The sequence below is a fragment of the Bordetella genomosp. 10 genome (assembly GCF_002261225.1).
GTDB lineage: Bacteria > Pseudomonadota > Gammaproteobacteria > Burkholderiales > Burkholderiaceae_B > Bordetella_C.
On record NZ_NEVM01000005.1, the window covers coordinates 284,453 to 308,019 of the forward strand.

A 23,567-nucleotide genomic window follows, 5' to 3' on the forward strand; every position below is an offset into this window, starting at 1 on the left:
CCCATGACCTCACCGCTTTCCGACACCATCCTGGTCACGGGATCCAGCCGCGGCATCGGCCGCGCCATCGCCATGACGCTGGCGCGCGCCGGCCACGACATCATCCTGCATTGCCGCGCCCGCCGCGAGGACGCCGACGCCGTGCGCGCCGACATCCTGGCCCTGGGCCGCGACTGCCGCGTCCTCCAGTTCGACGTCGCCGACCGCGCCGCCGCCGCGGCCGCGCTGAACGCCGAGGTCGAGGCGCACGGCGCGCCCTACGGCGTGGTGCTCAACGCCGGCCTCACGCGCGACGCCGCCTTCCCCGCCCTGAGCGGCGAGGACTGGGACCGGGTGCTGCGCACCAACCTGGACGGCTTCTACAACGTGCTCAACCCGCTGGTCATGCCCATGGTGCGGCGGCGCGCGCCGAGCCGCATCGTCTGCATGACGTCGGTGTCCGGCCTGGTGGGCAACCGCGGCCAGGTGAACTACAGCGCCTCCAAGGCCGGCCTGATCGGCGCGGCCAAGGCGCTGGCGGTGGAGCTGGCCAAGCGCCGCATCACGGTCAACTGCGTGGCGCCGGGCCTGATCGAAACCGATATGATCGACGAGCATGTCCCGGTCGAGGAAATCCTCAAGACCATCCCGGCGCAGCGCATGGGGCAGCCGGAGGAAGTCGCGGCGGCGGTGGCGTTCTTCATGTCGCCGGCCGCGGCCTACGTCACGCGCCAGGTGCTGGCGGTCAATGGAGGGCTGTGCTGATGCATCGCGTCGTCGTCACCGGCATGGCCGGCATCAGCGCCCTGGGGCGCGACTGGAACACCGTGCGCGCGGCCTTCGAGAGCGGCCGCAACGCCATCCGCACCATGTCCGACTGGGACGTCTACAAGGAACTCAACACGCGCCTGGCCGGCCCGCTGCCGGAATACGCGCCGCCGTCGCACTGGACCCGCAAGCAGTTGCGCAGCATGGGCCGCGTCTCGCAACTGGCGGTCAATGCCGCCGAAATGGCCCTGGACGACGCCGGCCTGCTGGGCGATCCCGGCATCGCCGACGGCCGCATGGGCGTGGCCTGCGGCTCGTCCACCGGCAGCACGGCCGACGTCATGGCCTTCGGCAACATGCTGCTCAACGGCGTCACCGACGATCTCAACGCCAACTCCTACGTGCGCATGATGCCGCACACCACGGCCGCCAACATCGGCATTTTCTTCGGCCTGAAGGGTCGCATCATTCCCACCTCCAGCGCCTGCACCTCGGGCAGCCAGGGCATAGGCTACGCCTACGAGGCCATCCGCTACGGCCGCCAGCAGATGATGCTGGCCGGCGGCGCGGAGGAATTGTGTCCCAGCGAAGCCATCGTCTTCGACGCGCTGTACGCCACCAGCCAGCGCAACGACACGCCGGAACTGACGCCGCGCCCCTACGACGCCACCCGCGACGGCCTGGTGATCGGCGAAGGCGCCGGCATGCTGGTGCTCGAATCGCTGGAGCACGCCCAGGCCCGCGGCGCGCGCATCCATGCGGAAATCGTCGGCTTCGGCAGCAACTCGGACGGCACCCACATCACCCGCCCGGAAGCGGCAACCATGCAGATCGCCATGGAAATGGCGCTGGCCGACGCCGGCCTGCCGGCGTCGGCCGTCGGCTACGTCAACGGCCACGGCACGGCCACCGAGCAGGGCGACATCGCCGAGACCCAGGCCACGCAAGCCGTGTTCGGCAGCGGCATGGCGATCAGCTCGCAGAAAAGCTACCTGGGCCATACGCTGGGCGCCTGCGGCGCGCTGGAATCCTGGTTCACCATCGAAATGATGCGCAACGACTGGTACGCGCCCACCCTGAACCTGAACCAGGTCGATCCGCGCTGCGGCGACCTGGACTACATCACCGGCGGCGGCCGGCGTCTTTCCGGCGAATACGCGATGAACAACAATTTCGCCTTCGGCGGCGTCAACACCTCGCTGGTGTTCCGCCGCTGGCCGTAGCGCCTGTTTACCTGGCCTGTTTACCTGTTTACTTATTTACCTGTTTACCTGTTTTTCGGTAGCGCGTCTTTCGCGGTACCTGTTCTGGCAAGGCAATCCTCTCATCCAACTCGAACGTTTTTCATCCAACAGGAGTGCTTGATGCATAAGATTTCCAAAACGCTGGTCGGCCTGACCCTCTCCCTCGCCTGCGTCGCCGGGGCCCAGGCCGCCGACCGCATGTCGATGAACTCCTTCCAGGCCGCCGTCGATGCCGGCAAGGCCGACGGCAAGCTGGACGGCAGCGTCAAGTTCTACCTGGCCGGCACCGGCCCCAAGGGCAAGGTCCTGCAGGCCAACGTGGTGACGAACCGCAAGACCAACGCCTTCGGCAAGAGCGACGAGACGGCCTGCTCGTGGGCGGCCATGTCGGCCCTGATCAGCCTGCAGGAAGCCGCCAAGAAGGTCGGCGCCAACGCGGTGGTCAACATCGTCAGCTACTACAAGAAGAACGTGAACCAGAGCGCCACCCAGTACGAATGCCATGCCGGCGCCGTGGTCGCGGGCGTCGCCCTCAAGGGCGACCTGGCGGTAGTGAAGTAGGCCCCCCCTACCGCACGGCGTGCGGCCCCCTCAAGGGGGCGACACCAGCGGACCGGGAGACCCGGCTCCGCGGTGCCTTCGATGGGCTTTGCTTCTTTCTTGCCGCCGGGCCGCCTCAAGGCGAAAATGCCCCCGTGGGGGGCAGCCGCGCCGCGTGCGGTTCTTCTTTTTTATAAGGTTCCATCATGAGCACATCGACGCTCAAAGACACCATTTCGGCCCAGGTCAAGGACGCCATGCGCGCCAAGGACTCGGCCCGTCTCGCCACGCTGCGCTTCCTGCTCGCGGCGGTCAAGCAGAAGGAAGTCGACGAGCGGCGCGATCTCGGCGACGCCGAGGTCACCGCCATCATCGAGAAACAGGTGAAGCAGCGCCGTGAATCGATCGCCGCCTTCGAACAGGCCGGCCGCACGGAAACGGCGAACCAGGAAAAGGCCGAATTGGCCGTGCTGCAGGAATTCCTGCCCAAGGCCGCCTCGCAGGCCGAGATCGACGCCGCCGTCGAGGCCGCCGTCGCCGAAGTCGCCGCCAGCGGCGTGACCGGCGCCCCGGCCATGGGCAAGATCATGGCCATCCTGAAACCCGCGCTGGCGGGCAAGGCCGACCTGGCCGCCGTCTCGCAGCAGGTCAAGGCGAAGCTGGCCGGGTAAAGGTCACTGCGCGGGGTCACTGCGCGGGCCATTCCCCCGCCTGCGCGAACAAGTCCGCCTGGCGCGGGCCGGCCAGGGCCTCGTCGCCGGCCTCCGGGAAGTTGCTCATGCCCACGCCCACCAGCCGGTAACGCGTGCTGGCCGGCAACTCCACCCGCGCCCGCATCTGCCGCGCGATGTCCGCCAGCGCCTGCGCCGACGCGGGCAGCACCGGCGAAGTAATGCTGCGGGTCAACAGGCGGAAACGGTCCGTCTTCAGCTTCAGCGTCACCGTATACCCCCGCCCCCGCTTGCGCATCGCCTGCTCCCAGACGCGCAAGGCCAGTTTTTCGATGGTCTCGCCCAGGTCGGACAGCGGCCGGTCGTCCTCGAAGGTGGTCTCGGCCGACACCTGCTGGGCCAGTTGGTCGGGCTCCACCGGCCGCTCGTCGACGCCGCGGGCCAGCTCGTACAGGCGCCGCCCGTAGCGGCCGAAGCGCAGCTCCAGCTCGGCCAGGCTGCGGTTGGACAGGTCGCCCACCGTCAGGATGCCCATCTGCTCCAGCTTGCCCTGCATCACGGCGCCCACGCCCGGCACCTTGCGCACCGGCAGCGGCGTGAGAAAGTCCAGGACGTCGCGCGGCCGCAGCACGAACAGGCCGTCCGGCTTGTTCCAGTCCGAGGCGATCTTGGCCAGGAATTTGTTCGGCGCCACGCCCGCCGAGGCGGTCAGCCCGGTCTCGGCCCGGATCTGCGCCCGGATGGCGCGCGCCACCTCGGTGGCCGAGCCCAGCCCGCCCTTGTTCTCGGTGACGTCCAGATAGGCCTCGTCGAGCGACAGCGGCTCGATCAGGTCGGTATGGCGCGAGAAAATCTCCCGCACCTGGCGCGAAACGTCGCGATAGCGGGTGAAGGCCGGCGGAATATAGATCGCCTGCGGGCACAGCCGCAGCGCGCGCGCCACCGACATGGCCGAGTGCACGCCGTAGCGGCGCGCTTCGTAGGAAGCCGCGCACACCACCGAACGCGGTCCTTTCCAGGCCACCACCACCGGCTGGCCCTTCAGGGCCGGATTGTCGCGTTGTTCGACCGACGCATAGAAGGCGTCCATATCGACATGTACGATTTTGCGCATCTCAACTGCTGGACGGTCCTGCCGTCCCCGTGGCCCACGCGGCGTAAAAACGCCTATTATGGCGCCTCATTTTCATCGACCAAGAGCATCATGGAAACCAAGCGAGACCCGGCCCCCCAGTTTTCCGTCGATTATTTCGGCGCCCAGATCCCCCTCATGGAATACCTCGGCCTGGTCCCCGAACATATCGAAGCCAACCTGGCGCGCACCCGCCTGCCCTGGCGCGTCGAGCTGACCAACAGCCGCGGCGACGTCCACGGCGGCACCCTGATGAGCGTGCTGGACTTCACCCTCAGCGCCGCGGCGCGCGGTTCGCTGGAACGCGGCGTCAGCATGGCGACCATCGACATGACCACCAGCTTCATGGCGCCGGCCACCGGCGACCTGGTGATCGAGGGCCGTTGCATCAAGCTGGGCAAGTCCATCGCCTTCTGCGAGGGCGACATCCACGACGCCGCGGGGCAGCGCGTCTGCAAGGCGTCGGCCACCTTCAAGGTGATCCGTCCCCGCCCCGACGGCAGCGGCAAGGTCGGCACCGACTGAGGCCCCGCGCCCGCCGGCGCGCCGCTGCCCGACTACGGCGCGCGCACCGGATTGTTGCTTTCGCTGGGCATGTAGGACACGCAGGCGGGCACCCGGAAGCGGATGGCGTCGCGCATCGCGACCACGGCATCCCCGTTCCAGATCGAACGGCCCCACATGGCGATGTGCACGTTGCTGTGGCCGGCGTCGATGCCGGCGATATCCACCCGGGCGACGTCGCTGTCCGAGAACGGCGCCGTCACCCGCAAGACGGCCTTGTGGCCGGCGTCGTCCACGTCGCCCCGCACCTGGTAGGCGTTGTTGCCGGTCAGGCATTGTTCAGCCTGCACCCGGGCCGCCTCATAGGCTTGCCGGTAGCCGACTTCGACTTTGTAGTCGCCGCTGGGCGACTGGCCGGGCGTAATGCCCGTGGAACATCCGGCCAAACCCGCGGCCAGCATCGTGGCGACCGCCATGATCCTCAACATAAGACCTCCGATAAACGGCGCAATTATGCGCTATCCGGCGCCGGCCTTCAGCCCCGCCCCCGGCACATGGGCGGATTCGACACTGCCGACGCCCCTATGGCATGATCGAAGGCCCGCCGCGGGCGCACCCGTTCGCCCGCATCACCGGAGAGTCTCTTGTTCAAATTCATGACCCGGTCCCTGTTGGCCGCCACACTCATCGGCGCCGCCACGGGCGCGGCCGCGCAACCGCCCCGGCAATATCCGCTGAAGGATTTCTTCCGCAACCCGGACCGCGGCTATTTCCGCCTGGCCGAGGACGGCAAGACCCTCGGCTTCATGCAGCCCGTCAGCGTCGACGGCCAGCCGGCCCGCATGAACATCTTCGTGCAGAAACTCGACGGCTCCACCCCGGTCGGCGAACCGCGCAAGCTCACCAACGAAAGCGCGCGCGACATCAGCAACTATTTCTGGAAGGGTTCGGACACCATCCTCTACGCCAAGGACTTCGGCGGCGACGAGAATTTCCACGTCCTCGCGGTCAACGTCGCCGACGGCAAGGTCACCGACCTGACGCCCTACGAACACGTGCGCGCCGGCATCGAGGACGACCTCGAGGACGATCCCGACCACATCCTGGTCAGCCACAACCAGCGCGACCCGCAGGTCTTCGACGTCTACCGCGTCAACGTGCGCACCGGCGCCTCCGAGCGCGTGGCGGAAAACCCCGGCAACGTCGTCGGCTGGCAGACCGACCATGCCGGCAAGGTGCGCGCCGCCGTCACCAGCGACGGACTGAACACCACGCTGCTGTACCGGGACAAGGAAAGCGATCCGTTCCGGCCGCTCGTCACCACCGACTACCGCACCAGCGTCAGTCCGGCGCTGTTCACCTTCGACGACAAGCGCCTGTACGCCCTGAGCAACCGCGGGCGCGACACGCTGGCGCTGGTCGAGATCGATCCCGCCCATCCCGACGCCGAGAAGCTGCTGTTCGATCCGAAGGACGCCGACCTGGGCGGCGTGGGCTATTCGCGCAAGCGCAAGGTGCTGACCGCCGCCGTCTACCAGACCGACAAGACGCACCGCAAGTACTTCGACGCCCAGACCGAGACGCTGTACGGCAAGCTGGCCGCGCGCCTGCCCGGCTACGAGTTCACCATCCAGGGCGAGACGCGCGACGAGGACAAGTTCATCGTCGCCGCCTACAACGACCGCACGCCGGGCTCGCGCTACCTGTACGACGTCAAGGCCGACACGCTGACCAAGCTGGGGGACATCAACCCCGCCCTGCCGGAAGCCGACATGGCGGAAATGCGGCCGATCTCCTTCCAGAGCCGCGACGGGCTGGCCATCCATGGCTACCTGACGGTGCCCAAGGGCCGTCCCGCCAAGAACCTGGCGTGCATCGTGAACCCGCATGGCGGCCCGTGGGCGCGCGACAGTTGGGGCTACAACCCCGAAGTCCAGTTCCTGGCCAACCGCGGCTTCTGCGTGCTGCAGATCAATTTCCGCGGTTCGACCGGCTACGGCCGCAAGTTCTGGGAAGCCGGCTTCGGCCAGTGGGGCCTGTCCATGCAGGACGACATCACCGACGGCGTGCAGTGGCTGATCAAGGAAGGCATCGCCGATCCCAAGCGCATCGGCATCTACGGCGGCAGCTATGGCGGCTACGCCACCCTGGCCGGCGTCACCTTCACGCCCGATCTCTACGCGGCCGCGGTGGACTACGTGGGGGTGTCCAACCTGTTCACCTTCATGAACACCATCCCGCCCTACTGGAAGCCGCTGCTGGCCAAGATGCACGACATGGTCGGCGATCCGGTGAAGGACAAGGAGCGCCTGGCCGCCACCTCGCCCGCGCTGCACGTCGACCGCATCAAGACGCCGCTGTTCATCGCCCAGGGCGCCAAGGACCCGCGCGTCAACAAGGCGGAAAGCGACCAGGTCGTCGAAGCCCTGCGCAAGCGGGGCGTCGAGGTCGAGTACATGGTGAAGGACAACGAAGGCCACGGCTTCCATAACGACGAGAACAAATTCGAGTTCTACGCCGCCATGGAAAAATTCTTCAACCAACACCTCAAGCCCTGATGCCGGCCGGGCAATAAAGACCCGCAAAAAAACCGACCGCCCCTTAGCCGGGCGGTCGGTTTTTTATTTGGGCTTCTTGCGGCCGGGCCGCCATCGGCGAACCCCTTCAACCCCTTCAGGCGGCGGCTTTCTTCCGCTTGCCCATGTCGGGCAGGAAGGCCGCCACCATCCCCAGCAAGGGCAGGAAGGAGCAGACCTTGTAGACGAAGCCGATGCTGGTCGCGTCGGCCAGGTTCCCCAGCACCGCCGCGCCCACGCCGCCCAGGCCGAACGACAGGCCGAAGAACAGCCCCGCGATGGTCCCCACCTTGCCCGGCACCAGTTCCTGCGCGAACACCACGATGGCGGAGAACGCCGAGGCCAGCACCAGCCCGATGATCGCCACCAGCACCGCCGTCCAGAACAGGTTGGCATAGGGCAGCGCCAGCGTGAACGGCGCCACGCCCAGGATGGACACCCAGATCACCGTCTTGCGCCCGATGCGGTCGCCCACCGGCCCGCCCACCACCGTGCCGATGGCCACGGCGGCCAGGAACACGAACAGGTAGAGCTGCGCCGAGCGCACCGGCAGATGGAACTTGTCCATCAGGTAGAACGTGAAATAGCTGTTCAGGCTGGACAGGTAGAAGTACTTGGAGAACACCAACAGGGCCAGCACGCCCAGCGCCATGCCCACCTGGCGCCGGTCCAGCAGCGGCCCGTCGGTCTCGCGGCGCTGCTTGGGCTTGAGCCGCCAGCGGTTCGCCGCATACCAGCGGCTGATGCCGATCAGCACCATGATGCCGAACAGCGCGGCCAGCGAAAACCACGCCACGCTGCCCTGCCCGTGCGGAATGATCAGCAGCGCCGCCAGCAGCGGCCCCAGCGACGAGCCCACGTTCCCGCCCACCTGGAACAGCGACTGCGCCAGGCCGTGCTGGCCGCCGGACGCCATGCGCGCCACGCGGGAGGACTCGGGATGGAAGATCGACGATCCCGTGCCCACCAGCACCGCCGCCACCAGCAGGAAGGGATAGGACGGCGCCACCGACAGCAGCAGCAGCCCCACCAGCGTGAACCCCATCCCGACCGGCAGCGAATACGGCAGCGGCCGCCTGTCGGTGTAGAACCCGATGCAAGGCTGGAGCAGCGACGCCGCGATCTGGTAGGTCAGCGTGATCAGGCCGATCTGGCTGAAGCTGAGCTGGAACGACGCCTTGAGCATGGGATAGATGGCCAACAGGATCGACTGGATCATGTCGTTCATCAGATGCGCCACGCTGATCGCGCCCAGCACCTTGAAAGCCGTGTTGTCCTTGGGCAGCGACACGGCGGGCGCCGCGGTCGCGACCGGCGGCGTGGCCGCCACGATGGGTGTCTCGATGGAAGTAGTCATTATGGGACGGGCAGTAGCCTGGAAAGGAGGGCCGCGCGCCACGGACCGGCGCGGGACCGGCCGGTCTGCCAGGCGCAGCACGGCCGTCACGACAGTGTAATCACGTCAACACGCGGCCGAGTGACAACTTTCGTCGAATAAGTGACACTGTGCACCATGCCAGCCCATCCCCCCGCCCATGCGCCCTGGCGCAGCATCGATGCCGAGGACTACCAGCGCGTGCCCCGCCCGGTCACCGCCATGGCCAAGGATTTCGACGCGCATTCCAATACCGGCCCGCACGCCCATGCGCGGGCGCAGTTGATCTACGCCGCCGAGGGCGTCATGCGGGTCACCACGGCGCAGGGGGTATGGACCCTGCCCGCGCTGCGCGCCCTCTGGGTGCCGCCGGGGGTGGAGCACGCGGTGGACATGATCAGCCCCGTCTCCATGCGCACCCTGTACCTGGACGGCACGGTCGCCGCCCGCCTGTGGCCCGAATGCTGCGTCATCGAGGTCTCCGGCCTGCTGCGCGAACTGGTCCTGGCCCTGGCGCGCGAGCCCATCGAATATCCCCTGGACGGCCGCTGCGGCCAGATCGCCGGCCTGATCCCCGCCGAGCTGGCCATCGCCAAGGTGCTGCCCATCCGCATCCCCTGGCCCGCCGACCGCCGCCTGCAGGCCGTCTGCCGCGCCATCCTGCAGAACCCGGGCAGCCCGCGCACCGTCCACGAATGGGGCGACGCGGTGGGCGCCAGCGGCCGGACCCTGATCCGCCTGTTCCAGGCCGAGCTGGGGCTGAACTACCGCCAGTGGGTGCAGCAGGTGCGCCTGGCCGAGGCCGTCGGCCGCCTGGCCCTGGGCCAGCCGGTGGCGCGCATCGCCGCCGACCTGGGCTACCGCAGCCCCAGCGCCTTCGCGGCGATGTTCCGGCGGGCGATGGGGAGCCCGCCGAACCTGTATTTGCTGGCGGGGCGTTCCGAGAGCGAATAGGGGCGCCCTCCGCGCGGCGCGGCGGCAACACTCCCCCGGGAACCGATCCCAACATTTGAATCAGGCTGTATCCAGCCCCGCGGGGCAGCCGCCGGCATTCCCCCCGGCGCCCCGCGCCGCGCCTTCATCCCCGCGCAAGCCTCACCTGCGATAATGCGCGTTTGGTTACCCGAAACCTAATTGCCCCTGGGCGGTCTATCGACAACTGCCCTAGAATCGCCTGCGATGAGCCAAGCCGCACCTCCCAATACCCCCCGCCCGGACGGCAATCCGGGGCGCCCCTCCTTCCTGCGCCGTTTCGTCGTCAAGGCCGCGGTCCTCGCCGTCGGCGCGGGCATATGCGGCGCGGTCGCCCTGGCCCTGGCCGTGGCCCTCGCGTGGCCCAGCCTGCCCGACCTGCACGCCATGACCGACTACCGGCCGCGCGTGCCGCTGCGCGTCTACACGGCCGACAAGGTGCTGATCGGCGAATTCGGCGAAGAACACCGCAACGTGCTGCGCTTCGACGAAATCCCCGAGGTCATGCGGCACGCCGTCCTGGCCGCCGAGGACGACCACTTCTACCAGCACGGCGGCGTGGACTGGAGCGGCGTGGTGCGCGCCATGCTGGCCAACGTCCTGCGCGGCGCCAAGAGCCAGGGCGCCAGCACCATCACCATGCAGGTGGCGCGCAACTTCTACCTGTCCTCGGAAAAGACCTATTCGCGCAAGTTCTACGAACTGCTGCTGACCTTCAAGATCGAGTCGACGCTCACCAAGGACCAGATCCTGGAGCTGTACATGAACCAGATCTACCTGGGTCACCGCGCCTACGGCTTCGCCGCCGCCGCGCGCACCTACCTGGGCAAGGAGCTGTCGCAGGTCACCCCGGCCGAGGCCGCGCTGCTGGCCGGCATCCCCAAGGCGCCGTCGCGCTACAACCCCATCACCAACCTGCCCCGCGCGCAGATCCGCCAGCACTACGTGCTGGGCCGCATGCGCGCGCTGGGCTGGCTGGACGAGGCCGGCTACCAGGCCGCCATGGCGCAGCCGCTGGCCGTGCGTTCCGGCCCGGAAAGCGGCGGCGGCAACGCCTTCCGCGTGCACGGCGAATACCCCGCCGAACTCGTGCGCCAGGCCATGTACAACATCTTCGGCGACCAGACCTACTCGCGCGGCATCAACGTCTACACCACCATCGATTCCAAGGACCAGGAAGCGGCCTACAAGTCGGTGCGCGCCGGCGTGCTGGACTACACCCGCCGCGCGGCCTATCCCGGCCCCGAGGACAACATCGACCTGCCCGACGACATCGAAAACGATCCGCAGGCGCTGGACGACCTGCTGGACGGCCTGCAGGAAAAATACCCCGACAGCGACGACCTCTACGCCGGCGTCGTGCTGCAAGCCAGCCCCACCGCCATCAAGGTGGCGCGCGGCGGCCACGACATCATCACCATCGACGACAAGAAAGCCCTGTCGGTGGTGGCGCGCGCGCTCGGCCCCAAGGCCAAGGACGACGTCCGCATCCAGCGCGGCTCGGTAGTCTACGTGCACAAGAACGGCGACGCCTGGGAAGTCATCAACATGCCGGCGCTGCAGGCCGCGCTGGTGTCCATGGTGCCGGAGGACGGCGCCATCCGCGCCATGATCGGCGGCTTCGATTTCAACCGCGGCAACTTCAACCGGGCCGTGCAGGCCTGGCGCCAGCCCGGCTCCAACATCAAGCCCTTCATCTATTCGGCGGCGCTGCAGCGCGGCCTCACGCCGGCCACGCAGATCTCCGACCTGCCCTTCGCGCTGACGGCCGAGCAGACCGGCTCCAAGGCCTGGAATCCCAAGAACGACGGCAATGCCTACGAGCCCATGCTGACCATGCGGCAGGCCCTGTACAAGTCCAAGAACATGGTCTCGATCCGCATCCTGCAGGCCATCACGCCGGCCTACGGACAGGACTTCCTGACCCGCTTCGGCTTCGACCGGGCGCGCTGGCCCGCGGTGCTGCCCATCGCCCTGGGCGCGGGGTCGGCCACGCCGCTGCAAGTGGTCAACGCCTATTCGGTGTGGGCCAACGGCGGCTATCGCGTCACGCCCTACCTGATCGACAAGGTCACCGACGGCGACGGCAAGGTGCTGATGCAGGCGCAACCGCAGAAGGCCGGCGGCGAAAGCCTGCGCGCCGTCGATCCGCGCGTGGCCTGGATCATGGACGACATGCTCAAGGGCGTGGCCACCTACGGCACCGCGGCGCGCGCCCACCAGGTCCTCAAGCGCAGCGACGTGGGCGGCAAGACCGGCACCACCAACGACTCGGTCGACGTCTGGTTCTCCGGCTACACGCCGGCCCTGGCAACCACCGTGTGGATGGGCTTCGACCAGCCGCGTTCGCTCGGCTCCAACGAATTCGGCGCCGGCCTGACGCTGTCGGCATGGCTGCAATACATGCAGACGGCGCTCAAGGGCGTGCCCGAGGCCAAGCCGCGCCCGCAGCCGCAAGGCCTGCTGGTCGACAACGGCGAATACTACCTGTCCGAGTTTCCGCCGGGCCAGGCGGTGGCGTCGCTGGACCTGCCCACCGAGGATCCGCTGGGCGACTTCCTGAATCGTGGCGGCACGGGCGGCATGCCCATGCTGAATCCGCCGCCCCCGCCGCCGCCCGCCTCGCAGCCGGGCGCGCCGTCCGGCGCCGTCCCGGCCCCGCCCTCGGGCGTCCAGAGCCTGCCCATTCCCGTGCCGCAGGCCGGCGACGCCATCCGCGAACGCCCCCTGGCCGTGCCCGCCGCGGCGCCGGCCGGCAATGCCCCGGCCGGCCAGCCGGCGGCGCAGCAACAGCAGCCCTTCTTCCCGCCGATTCCCGTCCCGCGCGTGGACGCCGGACCGGGCAGTTCGCCGGTGGCCATGGCGATACATTGAAGCCGTCGCCGGCCGGCCCGGAAACGCGGCAGGCCGGCGACAGGGTTCACCCCTTGGCTTCGTTCAGCCCTTGCCGGCTTCGTTCAGCCCTTGCTGGCTTCGTAGCGCGCCTTGGCCTCGTCGTTCGGCGGATACAGGCCCGGCAGCGCCGCGCCGTTGTCGACCTCCTGCATGATCCAGGCCTCCTGGCGCTCCTGCTCCACCGCGATCGGCACCACCTCATCGACCAACGCCGCCGGGATCACCACGGCGCCGTCGTCGTCGACCACGATCAGGTCGTCGGGGAACACCGCCACGCCGCCGCAGCCGATGGGCTCCTGCCAGTTCACGAAGGTCAGGCCGGCCACCGACGGCGGCGCCGCCACGCCCTGGCACCACACCGGCAGCCCGGTGCCCAGCACGCCCGCGCCGTCGCGCACCACGCCGTCGCTGACCAGCGCCGCGACGCCGCGCTTGCGCATGCGGGCGCAAAGGATGTCGCCGAAGATGCCGGCGTCCGTGACGCCCATGGCGTCGACCACCGCCACGCAACCCGCCGGCATGGCCTCGATGGCGGCGCGGGTGGAGGTCGGCGACGACCACGAGGCCGGCGTCGCCAGGTCCTCGCGGGCCGGCACGAAGCGCAGCGTGAAGGCGCGGCCCACCACGCGCGGCTGCCCCGCGCGCAGCGGACGGGTGCCGCGCATCCACACGTTGCGCAAGCCCTTCTTCAGCAACACGGTGGTCAAGGTGGCGGTGGACACACCGCTCAAGGCATCGATGATCTTCTGGTCTAGCGCCATGCCAACAAATCTCCTGAACTGCGAAGCGGCCTCAGGCGAGAGCCGCGGAAGGTGCGGGAAGCGCCGGAACGGCGCGTAACGTCGATAGGTCCAGCAACGTGAAGTAGCCGTCCGGCCGCCAGCCGCCGGTATCGATATGGTAGACGTTACCCAATACGGTCGGGCGCGTCACTGGGGTATGTCCCACCACCAGCGCGCGCAGACCCGCCACGCAGGTGGCGTCGTGCCGCTCCAGGCGCTGGCGCGACCACAGGCAGATGCCGCGCGCGCGCCGGGGCCGGGAGTACAGCAGCCCTTCCAGCTTGTCCCAGGCGCGCACGGGGCTGTCGGCGTGCAGCAGTCCCACCAGGCCGTCCCCGGTCTCCACGTCCAGGGCCAGCGGCAGCGTGGCCAGCGCCTCGGCATGGATGCGCTGGTCCTCGTCGGTCATCGCCAGGAACCAAGAGCCGCCGTTGGCCCGCCAGTTGTCCGTGTCCACCAGGCCGTGGCGCACGTGGCGCACGGCGTAGTCCTCGTGGTTGCCCTGCACCGCGTGGAACCAGGGCTGGCGCAGCCACTCCACCGCCGCGCGGCATTCGGGGCCGCGGTCGATCAGGTCTCCCACGGAAAACAGGCGGTCGCGCGCGAAATCGAAACCGGATCGCACCAGTTGCTCGTGCAGGCGCGAAAAATGGCCATGGATGTCCCCGACGGCCCAATCGCGTCCGGACGTGTTGCGGGCGAAATGCTGGATGACAGGCGGCATGGCGGTCTTCCCGGAAGCGCAAACAGGCGCCGCGGCCGGGCGCCGCGACGCGCAATGTTCATACGCTAACACGGCTCCCTGACGCTATTGCGACGGCCGCCGTCGGCCATATGGGCTACCGCGGGGTTATCGCGGGACTACCGCTGAGGGACTTCCGCGGCGGGACTACCGCGCGGGGCCTTCTGCGCCGGGGCGTGCTTCTTCAGCCACGCCTGGAGGAAGGCGATTTCCTTTTCCTGCGCGTCTATCACTTCCTGGGCCAGTTTGCGCATTTCCGGATCCCGTCCGTACTTGAGCTCGGTGCGCGCCATATCGATGGCGCCCTGGTGATGCGGGATCATGCCGCGCGCGAAATCGACGTCCGCGTTGCCGGAATAATCGATCGCCATGTCGCGGTGCATGCGCTGCATGCTTTCCTGGTAGGCCTGGGTGCTGGGCGAGCCGGCGGCCGGCGTCATCGACATATGCATGTCGCCGTGCCCGGTATCGGCCTGCGCCTGCGCGGCGCCCACGGCGCAACACATCGAGGACAGGGCCAGCATCGCGGCGGCGGAGAACTTTTTCATCGAAACCTTCCTTTCATGGCAGAGTGCGGCGCCGCAAACCGCGCCGCACGGCGAATACTCGCACAACCGGGGCGGCGCGTGTACATTGGCCGATGCCGGCCCCGATCCACACGGCCCGACGGCGGCGCCACGCGCCCTCGCCGGACCGATACGCGATACGCGATGCGGCTCCGCCCGGCGACGCCCCCCGCGCGGCCGGCCCGCGACGACCGGGGCCGCGCCGCATCGCGCTCGCAGGAGCACGCATATGAAGCCACGTGTCGCCATCGTCGCCCCGGGCGCCATGGGCAGCGCCATCGGCCGCCGCCTGGATGAACACGGCCTGCAGGTCCTGACGTCCCTGACCGGGCGCAGCGACGCGAGCGTCGAGCGCGCCCGCGCCGCGGGCATGCACCATCGCACCGACGCCGAACTCGCCCACGCCGATCTTTTCCTCTCCATCGTCCCGCCGGCCGAGGCGGAGCCGGTGGCCCGCCACTACGCGGCCCTGTTTCGCGACGCGGGACGCTCCCCGGTCTACGTCGATTGCAACGCCGTCAGTCCGCGCACCGTGGGCCGCATCGCCGCCATCGTCCACGGCAGCGGCGCCGCCTTCGTCGACGGCGGCATCATCGGCGGGCCGCCCAAGCCGGGCCAGCCCGGTCCCGTCCTGTACTGTTCCGGCCCGGCCGCCGGCGCGGTGGAAGCCCTGGGACGAGCCGGCCTGCGGGTGCGCGTGCTGCCGGCCGACGTCGGCGCCGCGTCGGCCCTGAAGATGTCCTATGCCGGCATCACCAAGGGCCTGACCGCGCTGGCCGCCACCATGCTGCTGGCGGCCACCCGCAACGGCGCCGCCGCCGCCCTGCACGCGGAACTGGCCGAGAGCCAGCCCCACCTGCTCACGCAATTCCGCCGCGCCGTGCCCGACATGTTCGGCAAGGCCTACCGCTGGGTCGCCGAGATGCACGAGATCGCCGATTTCCTGGAGCAGGACGGCGCCGGCAGCGACGTCTACCGCCGCTTCGGCGACGTCTACGAAACGCTGGCGGCGGCGCAGCGCGACCAGGGCGATTCCATCGCCCAGTTGCGCGCCTTCTTCGATCAGGAGCCGCCGAAGGCGTAAGGGTGCCCGGACGGACCGGGGGGAATCCGGCAAAACCGGGCGGAATGTGGCAGGACTCGATGGAACCAGAGTTAGTAAATCGCAACCTACCTGCCGAATTGTGCGATTGATGTCTACAGATTAACGATCTAACGATCGGTCGATCGGTCGCCCATTTCCTCGCCGCGTTTACAACGACGTTCCGGAGACAACATCTTGCGCCCCATCCTTTCCGTCATCTCCCGCCTTCCCTGCCGTCCCGCGACGGTCGACCTGCACTGACCGCCCACCGGAGACCCGTGCCATGCATATCCCCAGCCCGACCATCGACATGTCCAATACCCTCCTCCAGCATCCCGACGCCAACCCGGCTCCCGATACCGCCAACCGCCAGCGCAGGACCTCGCTGCCGTTCAGCGCGGACGTCGGCGCGAAAAGCCGGTCCCATACGGCCCCCGTGGCCATCAGGCAGGAAACGCCGAAGATCACGCTCACCGAGGAAGGCACGGCGCGCGCCACCCTGGCGGCGCAGGACGCTGCCGCCCCCATCGCCGTGGGCGAGACCACCCTGCCGGATACCGGGCCGGACACCGTCCCCCAAGCCAAGGGCGATGCCCTCCCCGGCAGCACCGGCAAATTCGATCGTCCCCGCACGCTGTCCTTCTCCAGGACGCCGCCCTTCGTCCGCTTGAACTCCGCCGTGGAAACCAGGCCAAACGCCGCCAAAAGCGGCGACGTCCCGGCAGGCGCCAAACCGCCGGCCACGGGAACGCTGTCAGCCATCGCCGAAGACGCGTCGACGCAGGAAGAGGCCTGGACGACGGTGTCCTTGAAAGGCGAAGCATCGAGCGACGCCGCCGCCAAGGCAAGCGCCACGGAGATCCCGCCCGATCACGCGTCGGACGCCACGCTCGGCGGGCATGAAGAAGCGGAGCCGGCCGTCGCCGGCGAGCCGTCCGCGGACGAGAACGGCAAGCGGAAGAAAAGCAAGACGGGCTGCTTCCGCGCCTGCATCAAGCCCCGCACCGACGACTGATCCGTGCGCATAGGGGTGACCGTCCAGGCTCCGCGGCCAAAGCCAGTCACCCCCACGCTGAAGACCTGGGGGCCGATGAGACAACGCTGCCCCGCCCAATACGGGCTTTCGAAGACCGGCAACGCGGCGCGTCATCCCCCTGGATGAACGCGCCGCGGTTCAACCCAGGTCCGCCACCGTATCGACGTCGCGCAGGACGCCCGCGTCCTGGCAAGACAGCTCATGCACCCCATGGCGTTGCAACAGCGCGCGCGCGCCCGTGTCGCCGTCGAGCGCCGCCACTTCCGGCAGCAGGTCCCACGCGAAGGCCACGGGATGACCGCGCCGGCCCTCGCAGGCGGGCGCCACGATGGGATGCCGGAGCCCCGCCTCGCACACCGCCCGCAAGGTCTCCGGCGCGATCCAGGGCATATCGCCCAGCGCCACCAGCACGCCGTGCGGAACAGCCTCTCCACCCTGGTCATACCGCGCCTGGTCGTACCGCGCCAGCAAATGGCGGGCGCCGGCGGCCAGGCTCGCGCCCATGCCACGCTCGGCCTCCATGGTTTCGATCAATTCGCAGCCCTGCGCCCGGGCCAGCGCGTCGCGCAAGGCAGGACGCCCGGGTCGCAGCACGACAACCACCGCCGCCGCGACCGCGCGCAACGCCTCGGCGGCCGCCAGAACGACCGGCCGGCCATCCGGCAAGGGCGCCAGTAATTTGTCGGCGCCCTCGTCCCCGGCCGATGCACGAAAACGCCTGCCCTCGCCGGCCGCCAGCAAAATGCCGGCATAGGGGGGAACAGGGCCTCGCCCCGCGGAAATAGGCAAGTCCATGGTCATCGCGCCAGTGTACGCGGAGCAGGACTGCATGGAGAGGGGCCAGCCCGCGTGGGCGCACCGCGTCCGGCGAGGGCGTGCAGCCCTGCGCCGCACCGGACTTCGCCCGCCGGCATGGCCTTCGCGCGGGAGGCTATGCCAGCTAACCGTGGTCGGGACTACAGGCCGCCGGGCGCGCATCCACGCGCGACGCGTGCCTGCACCGTCGCCTATTCAGGCATGGGATCCGGCACGCCTTCGTCATCGACGGTCTTGACGGCGGCCAGCGCGTTACGGGCCGCCGACATGGCCTCGATGCCGTTGCGAAAGCGGCGCGTCTTGAAGATGCGGAACGTCAGCGGCTCGTCTTCGCTGCCGGCTTTCCGGCTCTCCATATAGGCACAGGCCGGTCCGTCTTCGTTGGGCGGCGTCGAATAGGCATAGACCGTGTAGCCATTTATCAGCCTGGGAGTCGTCATCAGGGATTTCCTGTCCTGGAAACCTCGAGCGCGCATGGCGCGCCCAAGGCCGCGCCTGCCATGAAGCCGCATTCCGAGGCGCGCCGGCTCGCGGCGCGGCGCCCGTAAAACGGTCGGCAGGTCCTGTGCGGCTCAGGATCGCAGAAAATCAAATGTTTCGCAAGAATTACGAACAAAGTGAAATATAGGCGCCCTGAAAGCCCGCCTGAGAGCCTCCCTGAGTTGCCCTGGATCGCCCTGAGCGTCAACCCTGAATCGCCCGGAGCGTCAACCCTGAATCACCCTGGGTCGCCCTGCCCCTGCATCACCCTGCCTGCCTTCGAAAACCCTCTACATCTCCGGCCGCCAGACACGCCCTCAGCCAGCCACGCCCCCCCTACCGGCAGCAAGGTCATGCCGCCGGCAAGGCGGCATAGCAAGTCGCCAGATGGTAAGGCGTGGTGGACGGCATATCGGCGCGCGCCACCCGGCCGTCGGCATGCAGGCATTCGTACCACCCGCGCGGCTGCAGGAAGCGCTCGCGCAAGCGCTGCAATTGCCCCTTGAGCAGCGCCGTGACCGCGGGATCGCCATGCACCGCCAGCGCGCGCGCATATTCGGTCTGCGCCCAGATCCGCTGGGTGGCGTCGACGATCCCGCCTTCCAGGTCCAGCGCCGCGCAGACCCCGTTGGTGGCCATGTCCACCCCCTGGGCCTGCGCGAAGACGAAGGCATGCTCCAGCGCATTGCCCAGCACGGTGCCGCCGAACACGTCCGGCGCGCTGCGCGCCAGCGCCAGCCATTCGAATTGATGGCCGGGCTCGATGCGGTTGTCAGCCGCGCCGAGACGCAGTTCCGTAACGCACTGCGTGGGCGCATGCAGGAAGGCGCCCGCCATGCCGGCGACGATTTTCCGCAAGGCCGTGGTGAAACCCGCTTCGCCGGTCGCGTCGCGCGCCGCCAGGTAGGCCTCGGTCAAGTGCATGACGGGATTCTGCTGCACGTCCTGCAAGGGCGCGGACAGGTCCGGCTTGAGCTGCGCCCAGTAAAGCCCCGCCGGCGCGGCGAAGCGCGACTCCACCTGGCCCGCGGTGGCGCCCAGCAGGTCCAGCGCGCGCCGGTCGCGCGTCACGCCGTAGTGCGCCGCGCAGGCGAAGATCACGAAGGCATACGTATAGAGATCGTGCGTGGCGTCCAGCGGCGCGCCCTGCGCGTCGATGCTATAGACCCAGCCGCCCTCCGGGTGGACGAAGCGCTGGCGCAATGCGTCGAACAAGCGCGCGGCATGCGCCGTCGCGCCCGCGGTCGTGTGCACGTAGAGCTGGCGCGCGCACGCCATCGCGCGATAGCGCGTCACCGGCAGCACCTGCAGGCGCGTGCCGTCCACGGCTTCGTAGGGGAGTTCGAGATCCGGGTTGTAGCCCGTCGTGCGCCACAGCGGCAGCACGATGTCGCGATAGTGCTGGCGCAGGTCGGCGACCAGGGCCAGGACGGACGAGTCGACGGGATCGGGAGAAGATGCGGGCATGAAAACGCGCGGGCGGCGGCGAAAAAAACCACAGCCCGCACGATACCCGATGCGCGCGGCGCGGACCAGCGGGAAGCGGCCGCGCCGGCTGGACGATCAGTGGCCCAGCACCACCTGCAACACGACGCCGGTGCCGATGGCGGTCAGGACGAAGTCCGGGCCGATGCCCATCCACTGATAGCCGCGCGGCGGCGGCGCCAGGTTATAGCCGCGCCAGTTGTCGATCACGTACTGGCGGTTGCGGTATTCCGGCGGCAGGCGATCGCCCTTGGACCAGCGCGGGCCGCCCGGACCGTGGGCGTTCGGACCGTAGCCGTGCTGCGCATGGCCGTTGTTCCGGCTGGGCGCCGAATGCCCCGGACCGCCCTGGGGACCGCCGGAATGGCCGGGCCCTTGCGCGCCGGGACCGCCATGGCTCGGACCGCGGTCGCCGCCCGGGCCGCCCGAACGATCCTGGCCGCCGGGGCCGCCGGGCCCGCGATCCTGCTGGGCCAGCGGACCGATGGGTCCATGACCATGATCCCGGTCATCGGCATGCGCCGGCGCGCTGATCGCCAACGATGCCGCGGCCAGCATGCCCGCCATCAGGGCGCCGGTCGCGCGCAGCGCGCGGTGGCGGGCGGGAGAGGCGTTATACAACGGTGTCTTGTTCATGATCGTTTCCTTCCCCATGCGCGGCACGCAGCCAATCGCGTAATCCCCTCACGCACGGATGACTGTAGGGTACAGAAATCGGGGCCGGGACACGGGGCCCGCCAGGCCAAAATTACGGAAAATTCGGCACGACGTGCGACTGAATGTAACAGACGAACCGGCCCCGCCCGCGATGATGCCTCCGGCACGGGGAAGGATGCCCCTACTTCCGGCATCGTGGGGAGGGCCCGGCGACGCGCCACGAGCCGCCTCGCTTAAACCTGCCCCGAACGCTCCATGTGCAGCGCCAGCCGCCCCTTCTCCGTCACCGCCAGCACGCCGGCGTCGGTGCGCTCCACGCAACGCAGGGTCGTCAGCGCATCCACGAATTCCGGCGGAATGGGCACGTAGTCCTTTTGACCTTCGAAATTGTCTGCCACGACTTGCAACCAATGACCCAGTTCGCCCTTCTTGAAATTGTGCAGCGGCATCGATGACCTCCCAAATGCTGGCCGGCGCGTCCCGGAAACGTTCACGCGCTTGCGGGACCCGCGCCACGAAATATGGCAAATATGTGCATTATCGGCCATGGCGGCGCCTTGCCGGCGGCCCGGCGCGCGCGCCGTTTCCGGAATCCGGCGCCTGTCCTGCATAATGTGCGCCAAATTGCCTGGAGTCCCCATGTCATTCCGTTTCGCCCTCTTCGCCGTCGCGCTGGCCGCCCTGGCCGGATGCACGACCACCATGAGCCCCGTCATGGAAACCGGAGAGCCGGACCAATACACCATCACCAACCGCAGCACGGTCCAGAGCACGTCCTGGGTCGACCTCAAGAGCGCGGCCCTGCTGCGCGCCAGCGACTACTGCCAATCGGTGGGCCGCAAGATGACCAAGCCCGTCATCACGTCCAACCATGCCACCGGCCTGGGCCCGCGCGAAGCCTACGTGACCTTCAATTGCACGCCCTTCCCGCAGCCCAGCGATAAAGACGCCGACAACCAGGGCAAGTAGCTTCCCCCCGCCGTTCGCCATCTTCCCCCGCCGCGCACGCGGGGGATGCACCTCATTGCCGCTCCGATATAAATGGTATACCGTAGGATACAACTATAAAAACCGGCCTGGGCTGTACACCGGTCATCCCCCAAAGGAACTCGGAGACGCTTCATGGATATGTCCCGCCGCATGGCTTTGTCCGCCCTCGTCGCCTTCGCTCCCATCTGTAGGACTTATGCCCGGCAGGCGCCGGCGGACACCTATCCGAACCGGCCGATACGCCTGATATCCCCTTACGAACCCGGGGGCGGCGTCGACATCATGGCCAGGCTGGTGGCGCGCAACCTGGGCAGCGAGCTGGGCGTCGCGGTGGTCGTGGAGAACCGGCCCGGCGCCGGCGGCGTGGTCGGCACGCAAGCCCTGACGGCGGCCGCGCCGGACGGCTACACGCTCATCCTCGACTCTCCTTCCCCCCTGGTGGTCGCGCCCTACCTGATGAAGAAATTGAACTACGACCCGCACAAGGACCTGGAGCCCATCAGCCTGATCGCCGACGTCCCCGCCGTGCTCCTGGTCAAGAACGACTCTCCCATCCACACGGTCGCCGACCTGCTGGCGATGGCCCGCAAGGCGCCGGGCAAGCTGACGTTCTCGTCTTCCGGCCTGGGCGGCACCGCCCACCTCTCGGCCCAGTTGCTCAAGGTGCTGGCCGACGTCGACATGCTGCACGTGCCCTACAAAGGCACCGCCCCCGCCATCCAGGCCGTCATCACCGGCGAGGTGACGATGACTTTCGCCGACATGACCGCCGGCCTGCCCTTCGCCAGGAACCATCAACTGCGCGCCGTGGCCGTGACCACGCCCAAGCGCACGCCCGCGCTGCCCGACGTGCCGACGGTGGCCGAAACCGTGCCCCATTACGCGGCCAGCGTCTGGTATGGCGTGCTGGCGCCCAAGGGCACGCCGCGTCCGATCATCGACAAGCTCAATCTCGCCCTGGTGAAGTTCGTGCACACGCCCGAGGTGAACAAGATGCTGGTCGACGAAGGCGCCGAGCCCGCCGGTTCCTCGCCCGAGCAGTTCCGCGCCTTCCTGCGCCGCGAAAGCGAACGCTGGGGCGACGTCATCCGCAAATCCGGCTTGCAGCCGCAATAAGCCGCGCCGCCGGTCTCCAGGAGTAAGCATGCTGTTGATCAACAATGAAGTCGTCGAGAAGGTGCTGACGATGCGCGAGTGCATCGACGCGCAGGAACAGGCCTTCGCCGGCCTGCTGACCGGCGCGGCCATCGGCCGTCCGCGGCTGGACATGTACGTCCCCTGCGACCGCGACGACGGTTACTACCGCTGGGGCTCGGTCGAGGGCAGCAGCGGCGGCATCCTGGCGGTGCGGCTGAAATCCGACATCCTGGTATGGCCGCGCGACAAAGGCGCGGGCGGCAGCGAGCAGAAATACTGCATCGAGCCCGGCACGTATTGCGGCCTGGTCTTTCTATTCAGCACCGGCAATGGCGAGCCGCTGGCGCTGCTGAACGACGGCCATTTGCAGCATATGCGCGTGGGCGGCGCGGCCGGCATCGGCACGCGCCTGCTGGCGCGCGAGGATGCGCGCGAACTGGGCATCATCGGCTCCGGCGGCATGGCCCGGACCTTCCTGGAAGCCATCCTGGCGGTGCGCGACATCCGCCGCGTGCGCGTCCACAGCCGCAATGCCGAGAATCGCGAACGCTTCGCGAGGGAAAGCGCGCAACGCCACGGCATCGAGGTCGTCGCGGTGGACGACCCGCGCGACGCCGTGCGCGGCGCCGACATCGTCGCCACCTGCACCGACAGCATGACGCCGGTGCTTCAGCCCGACTGGCTGGAGCCGGGCATGCACGTGGTGGTGCTCACGCCGCGCGAAATCGATCCGGCCATCGTGCGACGCTTCGACGTCGCCGTGCAGCAGGGCCGCGAGGAAATGCCCATGGCCGAGACGGAGCGGTTTCGCAAAGGAATCTCTGGAAGCCCGCAAGCCTATGTCGCGGGCAGCGCCGAGGAGCAGTCGCGCCTGCCCCGGCCCAAGCCGGCGCGCCTGCCCACGCAGGACTGGCCGGTCTATACCGACGTCATCTCCGGCAAGGCGCCGGGCCGCACGCGCGAGGACCAGATCACCTTCTACTACACGGTGGGCAATTGGGGCGTGCAATTCTCGTCGGTGGGCGGACTGGTCTATCGCAAAGCCAAGGCCCAGGGCCTGGGCCATGCCTTGCCGCTGGAATGGTTCATCCAGGACATCCGCAATTAGGACGACGGCGAAGCGCGCGGCGGGCGCC

At 68.7% G+C, this 23,567-nt stretch carries 24 protein-coding genes; 13 read left to right on the plus strand and 11 right to left on the minus strand.

Annotated elements, in window-relative coordinates; translation table 11 throughout:
- Window positions 1-3 precede the first annotated feature (3 nt).
- From fabG to CAL29_RS17490, 4 genes are all read left to right on the plus strand, one after another.
- Window positions 4-744 carry a 3-oxoacyl-ACP reductase FabG gene (gene fabG, locus CAL29_RS17475; protein WP_094854353.1) on the plus strand — a complete coding sequence of 247 codons (741 nt, stop codon included), beginning with the start codon at window positions 4-6 and terminating at the stop codon, window positions 742-744.
- Window positions 744-1,970, plus strand: coding sequence for a beta-ketoacyl-ACP synthase (locus tag CAL29_RS17480; protein ID WP_094854354.1), 1,227 nt, complete (start codon window positions 744-746; stop codon window positions 1,968-1,970). Before fabG ends, CAL29_RS17480 begins: the two co-directional genes overlap by 1 nt.
- Window positions 1,971-2,111: 141 nt before the next feature.
- Window positions 2,112-2,552 (plus strand): excinuclease, encoded by a 441-nt coding sequence (locus CAL29_RS17485; protein WP_094854355.1) that lies wholly within the window; start codon window positions 2,112-2,114, stop codon window positions 2,550-2,552.
- A 185-nt stretch (window positions 2,553-2,737) separates the two neighbouring features.
- Window positions 2,738-3,202 (plus strand): GatB/YqeY domain-containing protein, encoded by a 465-nt coding sequence (locus CAL29_RS17490; protein WP_094854356.1) that lies wholly within the window; start codon window positions 2,738-2,740, stop codon window positions 3,200-3,202.
- Window positions 3,203-3,218: 16 nt separating this feature from the next.
- On the opposite strand, the gene dinB is transcribed toward CAL29_RS17490, so the two are convergent.
- The gene (gene dinB / locus CAL29_RS17495; RefSeq protein ID WP_094854357.1) at window positions 3,219-4,316 is read right to left on the minus strand and encodes a DNA polymerase IV; all 1,098 of its coding nucleotides are present in this window, start codon (window positions 4,314-4,316) and stop codon (window positions 3,219-3,221) included.
- Between the two features lie 90 nt (window positions 4,317-4,406).
- On the opposite strand from dinB, the gene CAL29_RS17500 reads away from it, so the two are divergent.
- Complete coding sequence (locus CAL29_RS17500) at window positions 4,407-4,859, plus strand: PaaI family thioesterase (protein WP_094856718.1); 453 nt, start codon at window positions 4,407-4,409, stop codon at window positions 4,857-4,859.
- A gap of 32 nt (window positions 4,860-4,891) precedes the next feature.
- Here CAL29_RS17500 and CAL29_RS17505 read toward each other — a convergent pair whose 3' ends face one another.
- Entirely contained in the window at window positions 4,892-5,326 is a 435-nt protein-coding gene (locus CAL29_RS17505) for a BPTD_2524 family lipoprotein (protein WP_094854358.1), read from the minus strand.
- Window positions 5,327-5,494: 168 nt separating this feature from the next.
- On the opposite strand from CAL29_RS17505, the gene CAL29_RS17510 reads away from it, so the two are divergent.
- Window positions 5,495-7,396 carry a S9 family peptidase gene (locus CAL29_RS17510; protein WP_094856719.1) on the plus strand — a complete coding sequence of 634 codons (1,902 nt, stop codon included), beginning with the start codon at window positions 5,495-5,497 and terminating at the stop codon, window positions 7,394-7,396.
- A gap of 115 nt (window positions 7,397-7,511) precedes the next feature.
- On the opposite strand, the gene CAL29_RS17515 is transcribed toward CAL29_RS17510, so the two are convergent.
- Window positions 7,512-8,771 (minus strand): MFS transporter, encoded by a 1,260-nt coding sequence (locus CAL29_RS17515; protein WP_094854359.1) that lies wholly within the window; start codon window positions 8,769-8,771, stop codon window positions 7,512-7,514.
- Window positions 8,772-8,927: 156 nt separating this feature from the next.
- Here CAL29_RS17515 and CAL29_RS17520 point away from each other — a divergent pair, with 156 nt between their 5' ends.
- On the plus strand, window positions 8,928-9,743 hold the full coding sequence (locus CAL29_RS17520; RefSeq protein WP_094854360.1) for an AraC family transcriptional regulator: 816 nt from the start codon (window positions 8,928-8,930) through the stop codon (window positions 9,741-9,743).
- A 225-nt stretch (window positions 9,744-9,968) separates the two neighbouring features.
- A complete protein-coding gene (locus CAL29_RS17525; protein ID WP_094854361.1) occupies window positions 9,969-12,635 on the plus strand; it encodes a penicillin-binding protein 1A in 2,667 nt (888 codons plus the stop codon).
- An 83-nt stretch (window positions 12,636-12,718) separates the two neighbouring features.
- Here the strand turns inward: CAL29_RS17525 and CAL29_RS17530 are convergent, their stop codons facing one another.
- The 3 genes from CAL29_RS17530 to copM all read right to left on the minus strand — a co-directional run bounded on the left by CAL29_RS17530 (window position 12,719) and on the right by copM (window position 14,728).
- Window positions 12,719-13,417 (minus strand): ribonuclease activity regulator RraA, encoded by a 699-nt coding sequence (locus CAL29_RS17530; RefSeq protein WP_094854362.1) that lies wholly within the window; start codon window positions 13,415-13,417, stop codon window positions 12,719-12,721.
- A gap of 31 nt (window positions 13,418-13,448) precedes the next feature.
- Window positions 13,449-14,162 carry a metallophosphoesterase gene (locus CAL29_RS17535; RefSeq protein WP_094854363.1) on the minus strand — a complete coding sequence of 238 codons (714 nt, stop codon included), beginning with the start codon at window positions 14,160-14,162 and terminating at the stop codon, window positions 13,449-13,451.
- A 137-nt stretch (window positions 14,163-14,299) separates the two neighbouring features.
- Window positions 14,300-14,728 (minus strand): CopM family metallochaperone, encoded by a 429-nt coding sequence (copM, locus tag CAL29_RS32040; protein WP_094854364.1) that lies wholly within the window; start codon window positions 14,726-14,728, stop codon window positions 14,300-14,302.
- Window positions 14,729-14,975: 247 nt separating this feature from the next.
- Between copM and CAL29_RS17545 the strand changes: the two genes are divergently transcribed.
- Window positions 14,976-15,830: an NAD(P)-dependent oxidoreductase gene (locus CAL29_RS17545; RefSeq protein WP_094854365.1), complete on the plus strand. Its 855-nt coding sequence runs from the start codon at window positions 14,976-14,978 to the stop codon at window positions 15,828-15,830.
- A 283-nt stretch (window positions 15,831-16,113) separates the two neighbouring features.
- A complete protein-coding gene (locus CAL29_RS17550) occupies window positions 16,114-16,845 on the plus strand; it encodes a hypothetical protein (protein WP_094854366.1) in 732 nt (243 codons plus the stop codon).
- A 159-nt stretch (window positions 16,846-17,004) separates the two neighbouring features.
- On the opposite strand, the gene CAL29_RS17555 is transcribed toward CAL29_RS17550, so the two are convergent.
- The 5 genes from CAL29_RS17555 to CAL29_RS17575 form a co-directional block, all read right to left on the minus strand.
- Entirely contained in the window at window positions 17,005-17,661 is a 657-nt protein-coding gene (locus CAL29_RS17555; protein ID WP_094856720.1) for a nucleotidyltransferase family protein, read from the minus strand.
- A gap of 212 nt (window positions 17,662-17,873) precedes the next feature.
- Entirely contained in the window at window positions 17,874-18,122 is a 249-nt protein-coding gene (locus tag CAL29_RS17560) for a hypothetical protein (protein ID WP_094854367.1), read from the minus strand.
- Between the two features lie 391 nt (window positions 18,123-18,513).
- Window positions 18,514-19,629 (minus strand): AGE family epimerase/isomerase, encoded by a 1,116-nt coding sequence (locus CAL29_RS17565; RefSeq protein ID WP_094854368.1) that lies wholly within the window; start codon window positions 19,627-19,629, stop codon window positions 18,514-18,516.
- A gap of 96 nt (window positions 19,630-19,725) precedes the next feature.
- A complete protein-coding gene (locus tag CAL29_RS17570) occupies window positions 19,726-20,235 on the minus strand; it encodes an RcnB family protein (RefSeq protein WP_373559825.1) in 510 nt (169 codons plus the stop codon).
- Between the two features lie 302 nt (window positions 20,236-20,537).
- Entirely contained in the window at window positions 20,538-20,753 is a 216-nt protein-coding gene (locus tag CAL29_RS17575; protein WP_094854369.1) for a hypothetical protein, read from the minus strand.
- A gap of 190 nt (window positions 20,754-20,943) precedes the next feature.
- Between CAL29_RS17575 and CAL29_RS17580 the strand changes: the two genes are divergently transcribed.
- The 3 genes from CAL29_RS17580 (at window position 20,944) to CAL29_RS17590 (ending at window position 23,539) form a co-directional block, all read left to right on the plus strand.
- Complete coding sequence (locus CAL29_RS17580) at window positions 20,944-21,273, plus strand: hypothetical protein (RefSeq protein ID WP_094854370.1); 330 nt, start codon at window positions 20,944-20,946, stop codon at window positions 21,271-21,273.
- 153 nt (window positions 21,274-21,426) lie between these two features.
- Window positions 21,427-22,410, plus strand: a complete 984-nt coding sequence (locus tag CAL29_RS17585) for a Bug family tripartite tricarboxylate transporter substrate binding protein (RefSeq protein WP_094854371.1) — start codon at window positions 21,427-21,429, stop codon at window positions 22,408-22,410.
- 28 nt (window positions 22,411-22,438) lie between these two features.
- A complete protein-coding gene (locus CAL29_RS17590; protein ID WP_094854372.1) occupies window positions 22,439-23,539 on the plus strand; it encodes an ornithine cyclodeaminase family protein in 1,101 nt (366 codons plus the stop codon).
- Window positions 23,540-23,567: the final 28 nt, after the last annotated feature.

Excerpts from the sequence above, each read along its gene's own strand:
- fabG (WP_094854353.1), top strand. The coding sequence starts at position 4 with ATGACCTCACCGCTTTCCGACACCATCCTGGTCACGGGATCCAGCCGC.
- CAL29_RS17480 (WP_094854354.1), top strand. The coding sequence starts at position 744 with ATGCATCGCGTCGTCGTCACCGGCATGGCCGGCATCAGCGCCCTGGGG.
- CAL29_RS17485 (WP_094854355.1), top strand. The coding sequence starts at position 2,112 with ATGCATAAGATTTCCAAAACGCTGGTCGGCCTGACCCTCTCCCTCGCC.
- CAL29_RS17490 (WP_094854356.1), top strand. The coding sequence starts at position 2,738 with ATGAGCACATCGACGCTCAAAGACACCATTTCGGCCCAGGTCAAGGAC.
- dinB (WP_094854357.1), bottom strand. The coding sequence starts at position 4,316 with ATGCGCAAAATCGTACATGTCGATATGGACGCCTTCTATGCGTCGGTC.
- CAL29_RS17500 (WP_094856718.1), top strand. The coding sequence starts at position 4,407 with ATGGAAACCAAGCGAGACCCGGCCCCCCAGTTTTCCGTCGATTATTTC.
- CAL29_RS17505 (WP_094854358.1), bottom strand. The coding sequence starts at position 5,326 with ATGTTGAGGATCATGGCGGTCGCCACGATGCTGGCCGCGGGTTTGGCC.
- CAL29_RS17510 (WP_094856719.1), top strand. The coding sequence starts at position 5,495 with ATGACCCGGTCCCTGTTGGCCGCCACACTCATCGGCGCCGCCACGGGC.
- CAL29_RS17515 (WP_094854359.1), bottom strand. The coding sequence starts at position 8,771 with ATGACTACTTCCATCGAGACACCCATCGTGGCGGCCACGCCGCCGGTC.
- CAL29_RS17520 (WP_094854360.1), top strand. The coding sequence starts at position 8,928 with ATGCCAGCCCATCCCCCCGCCCATGCGCCCTGGCGCAGCATCGATGCC.
- CAL29_RS17525 (WP_094854361.1), top strand. The coding sequence starts at position 9,969 with ATGAGCCAAGCCGCACCTCCCAATACCCCCCGCCCGGACGGCAATCCG.
- CAL29_RS17530 (WP_094854362.1), bottom strand. The coding sequence starts at position 13,417 with ATGGCGCTAGACCAGAAGATCATCGATGCCTTGAGCGGTGTGTCCACC.
- CAL29_RS17535 (WP_094854363.1), bottom strand. The coding sequence starts at position 14,162 with ATGCCGCCTGTCATCCAGCATTTCGCCCGCAACACGTCCGGACGCGAT.
- copM (WP_094854364.1), bottom strand. The coding sequence starts at position 14,728 with ATGAAAAAGTTCTCCGCCGCCGCGATGCTGGCCCTGTCCTCGATGTGT.
- CAL29_RS17545 (WP_094854365.1), top strand. The coding sequence starts at position 14,976 with ATGAAGCCACGTGTCGCCATCGTCGCCCCGGGCGCCATGGGCAGCGCC.
- CAL29_RS17550 (WP_094854366.1), top strand. The coding sequence starts at position 16,114 with ATGCATATCCCCAGCCCGACCATCGACATGTCCAATACCCTCCTCCAG.
- CAL29_RS17555 (WP_094856720.1), bottom strand. The coding sequence starts at position 17,661 with ATGGACTTGCCTATTTCCGCGGGGCGAGGCCCTGTTCCCCCCTATGCC.
- CAL29_RS17560 (WP_094854367.1), bottom strand. The coding sequence starts at position 18,122 with ATGACGACTCCCAGGCTGATAAATGGCTACACGGTCTATGCCTATTCG.
- CAL29_RS17565 (WP_094854368.1), bottom strand. The coding sequence starts at position 19,629 with ATGCCCGCATCTTCTCCCGATCCCGTCGACTCGTCCGTCCTGGCCCTG.
- CAL29_RS17575 (WP_094854369.1), bottom strand. The coding sequence starts at position 20,753 with ATGCCGCTGCACAATTTCAAGAAGGGCGAACTGGGTCATTGGTTGCAA.
- CAL29_RS17580 (WP_094854370.1), top strand. The coding sequence starts at position 20,944 with ATGTCATTCCGTTTCGCCCTCTTCGCCGTCGCGCTGGCCGCCCTGGCC.
- CAL29_RS17585 (WP_094854371.1), top strand. The coding sequence starts at position 21,427 with ATGGATATGTCCCGCCGCATGGCTTTGTCCGCCCTCGTCGCCTTCGCT.
- CAL29_RS17590 (WP_094854372.1), top strand. The coding sequence starts at position 22,439 with ATGCTGTTGATCAACAATGAAGTCGTCGAGAAGGTGCTGACGATGCGC.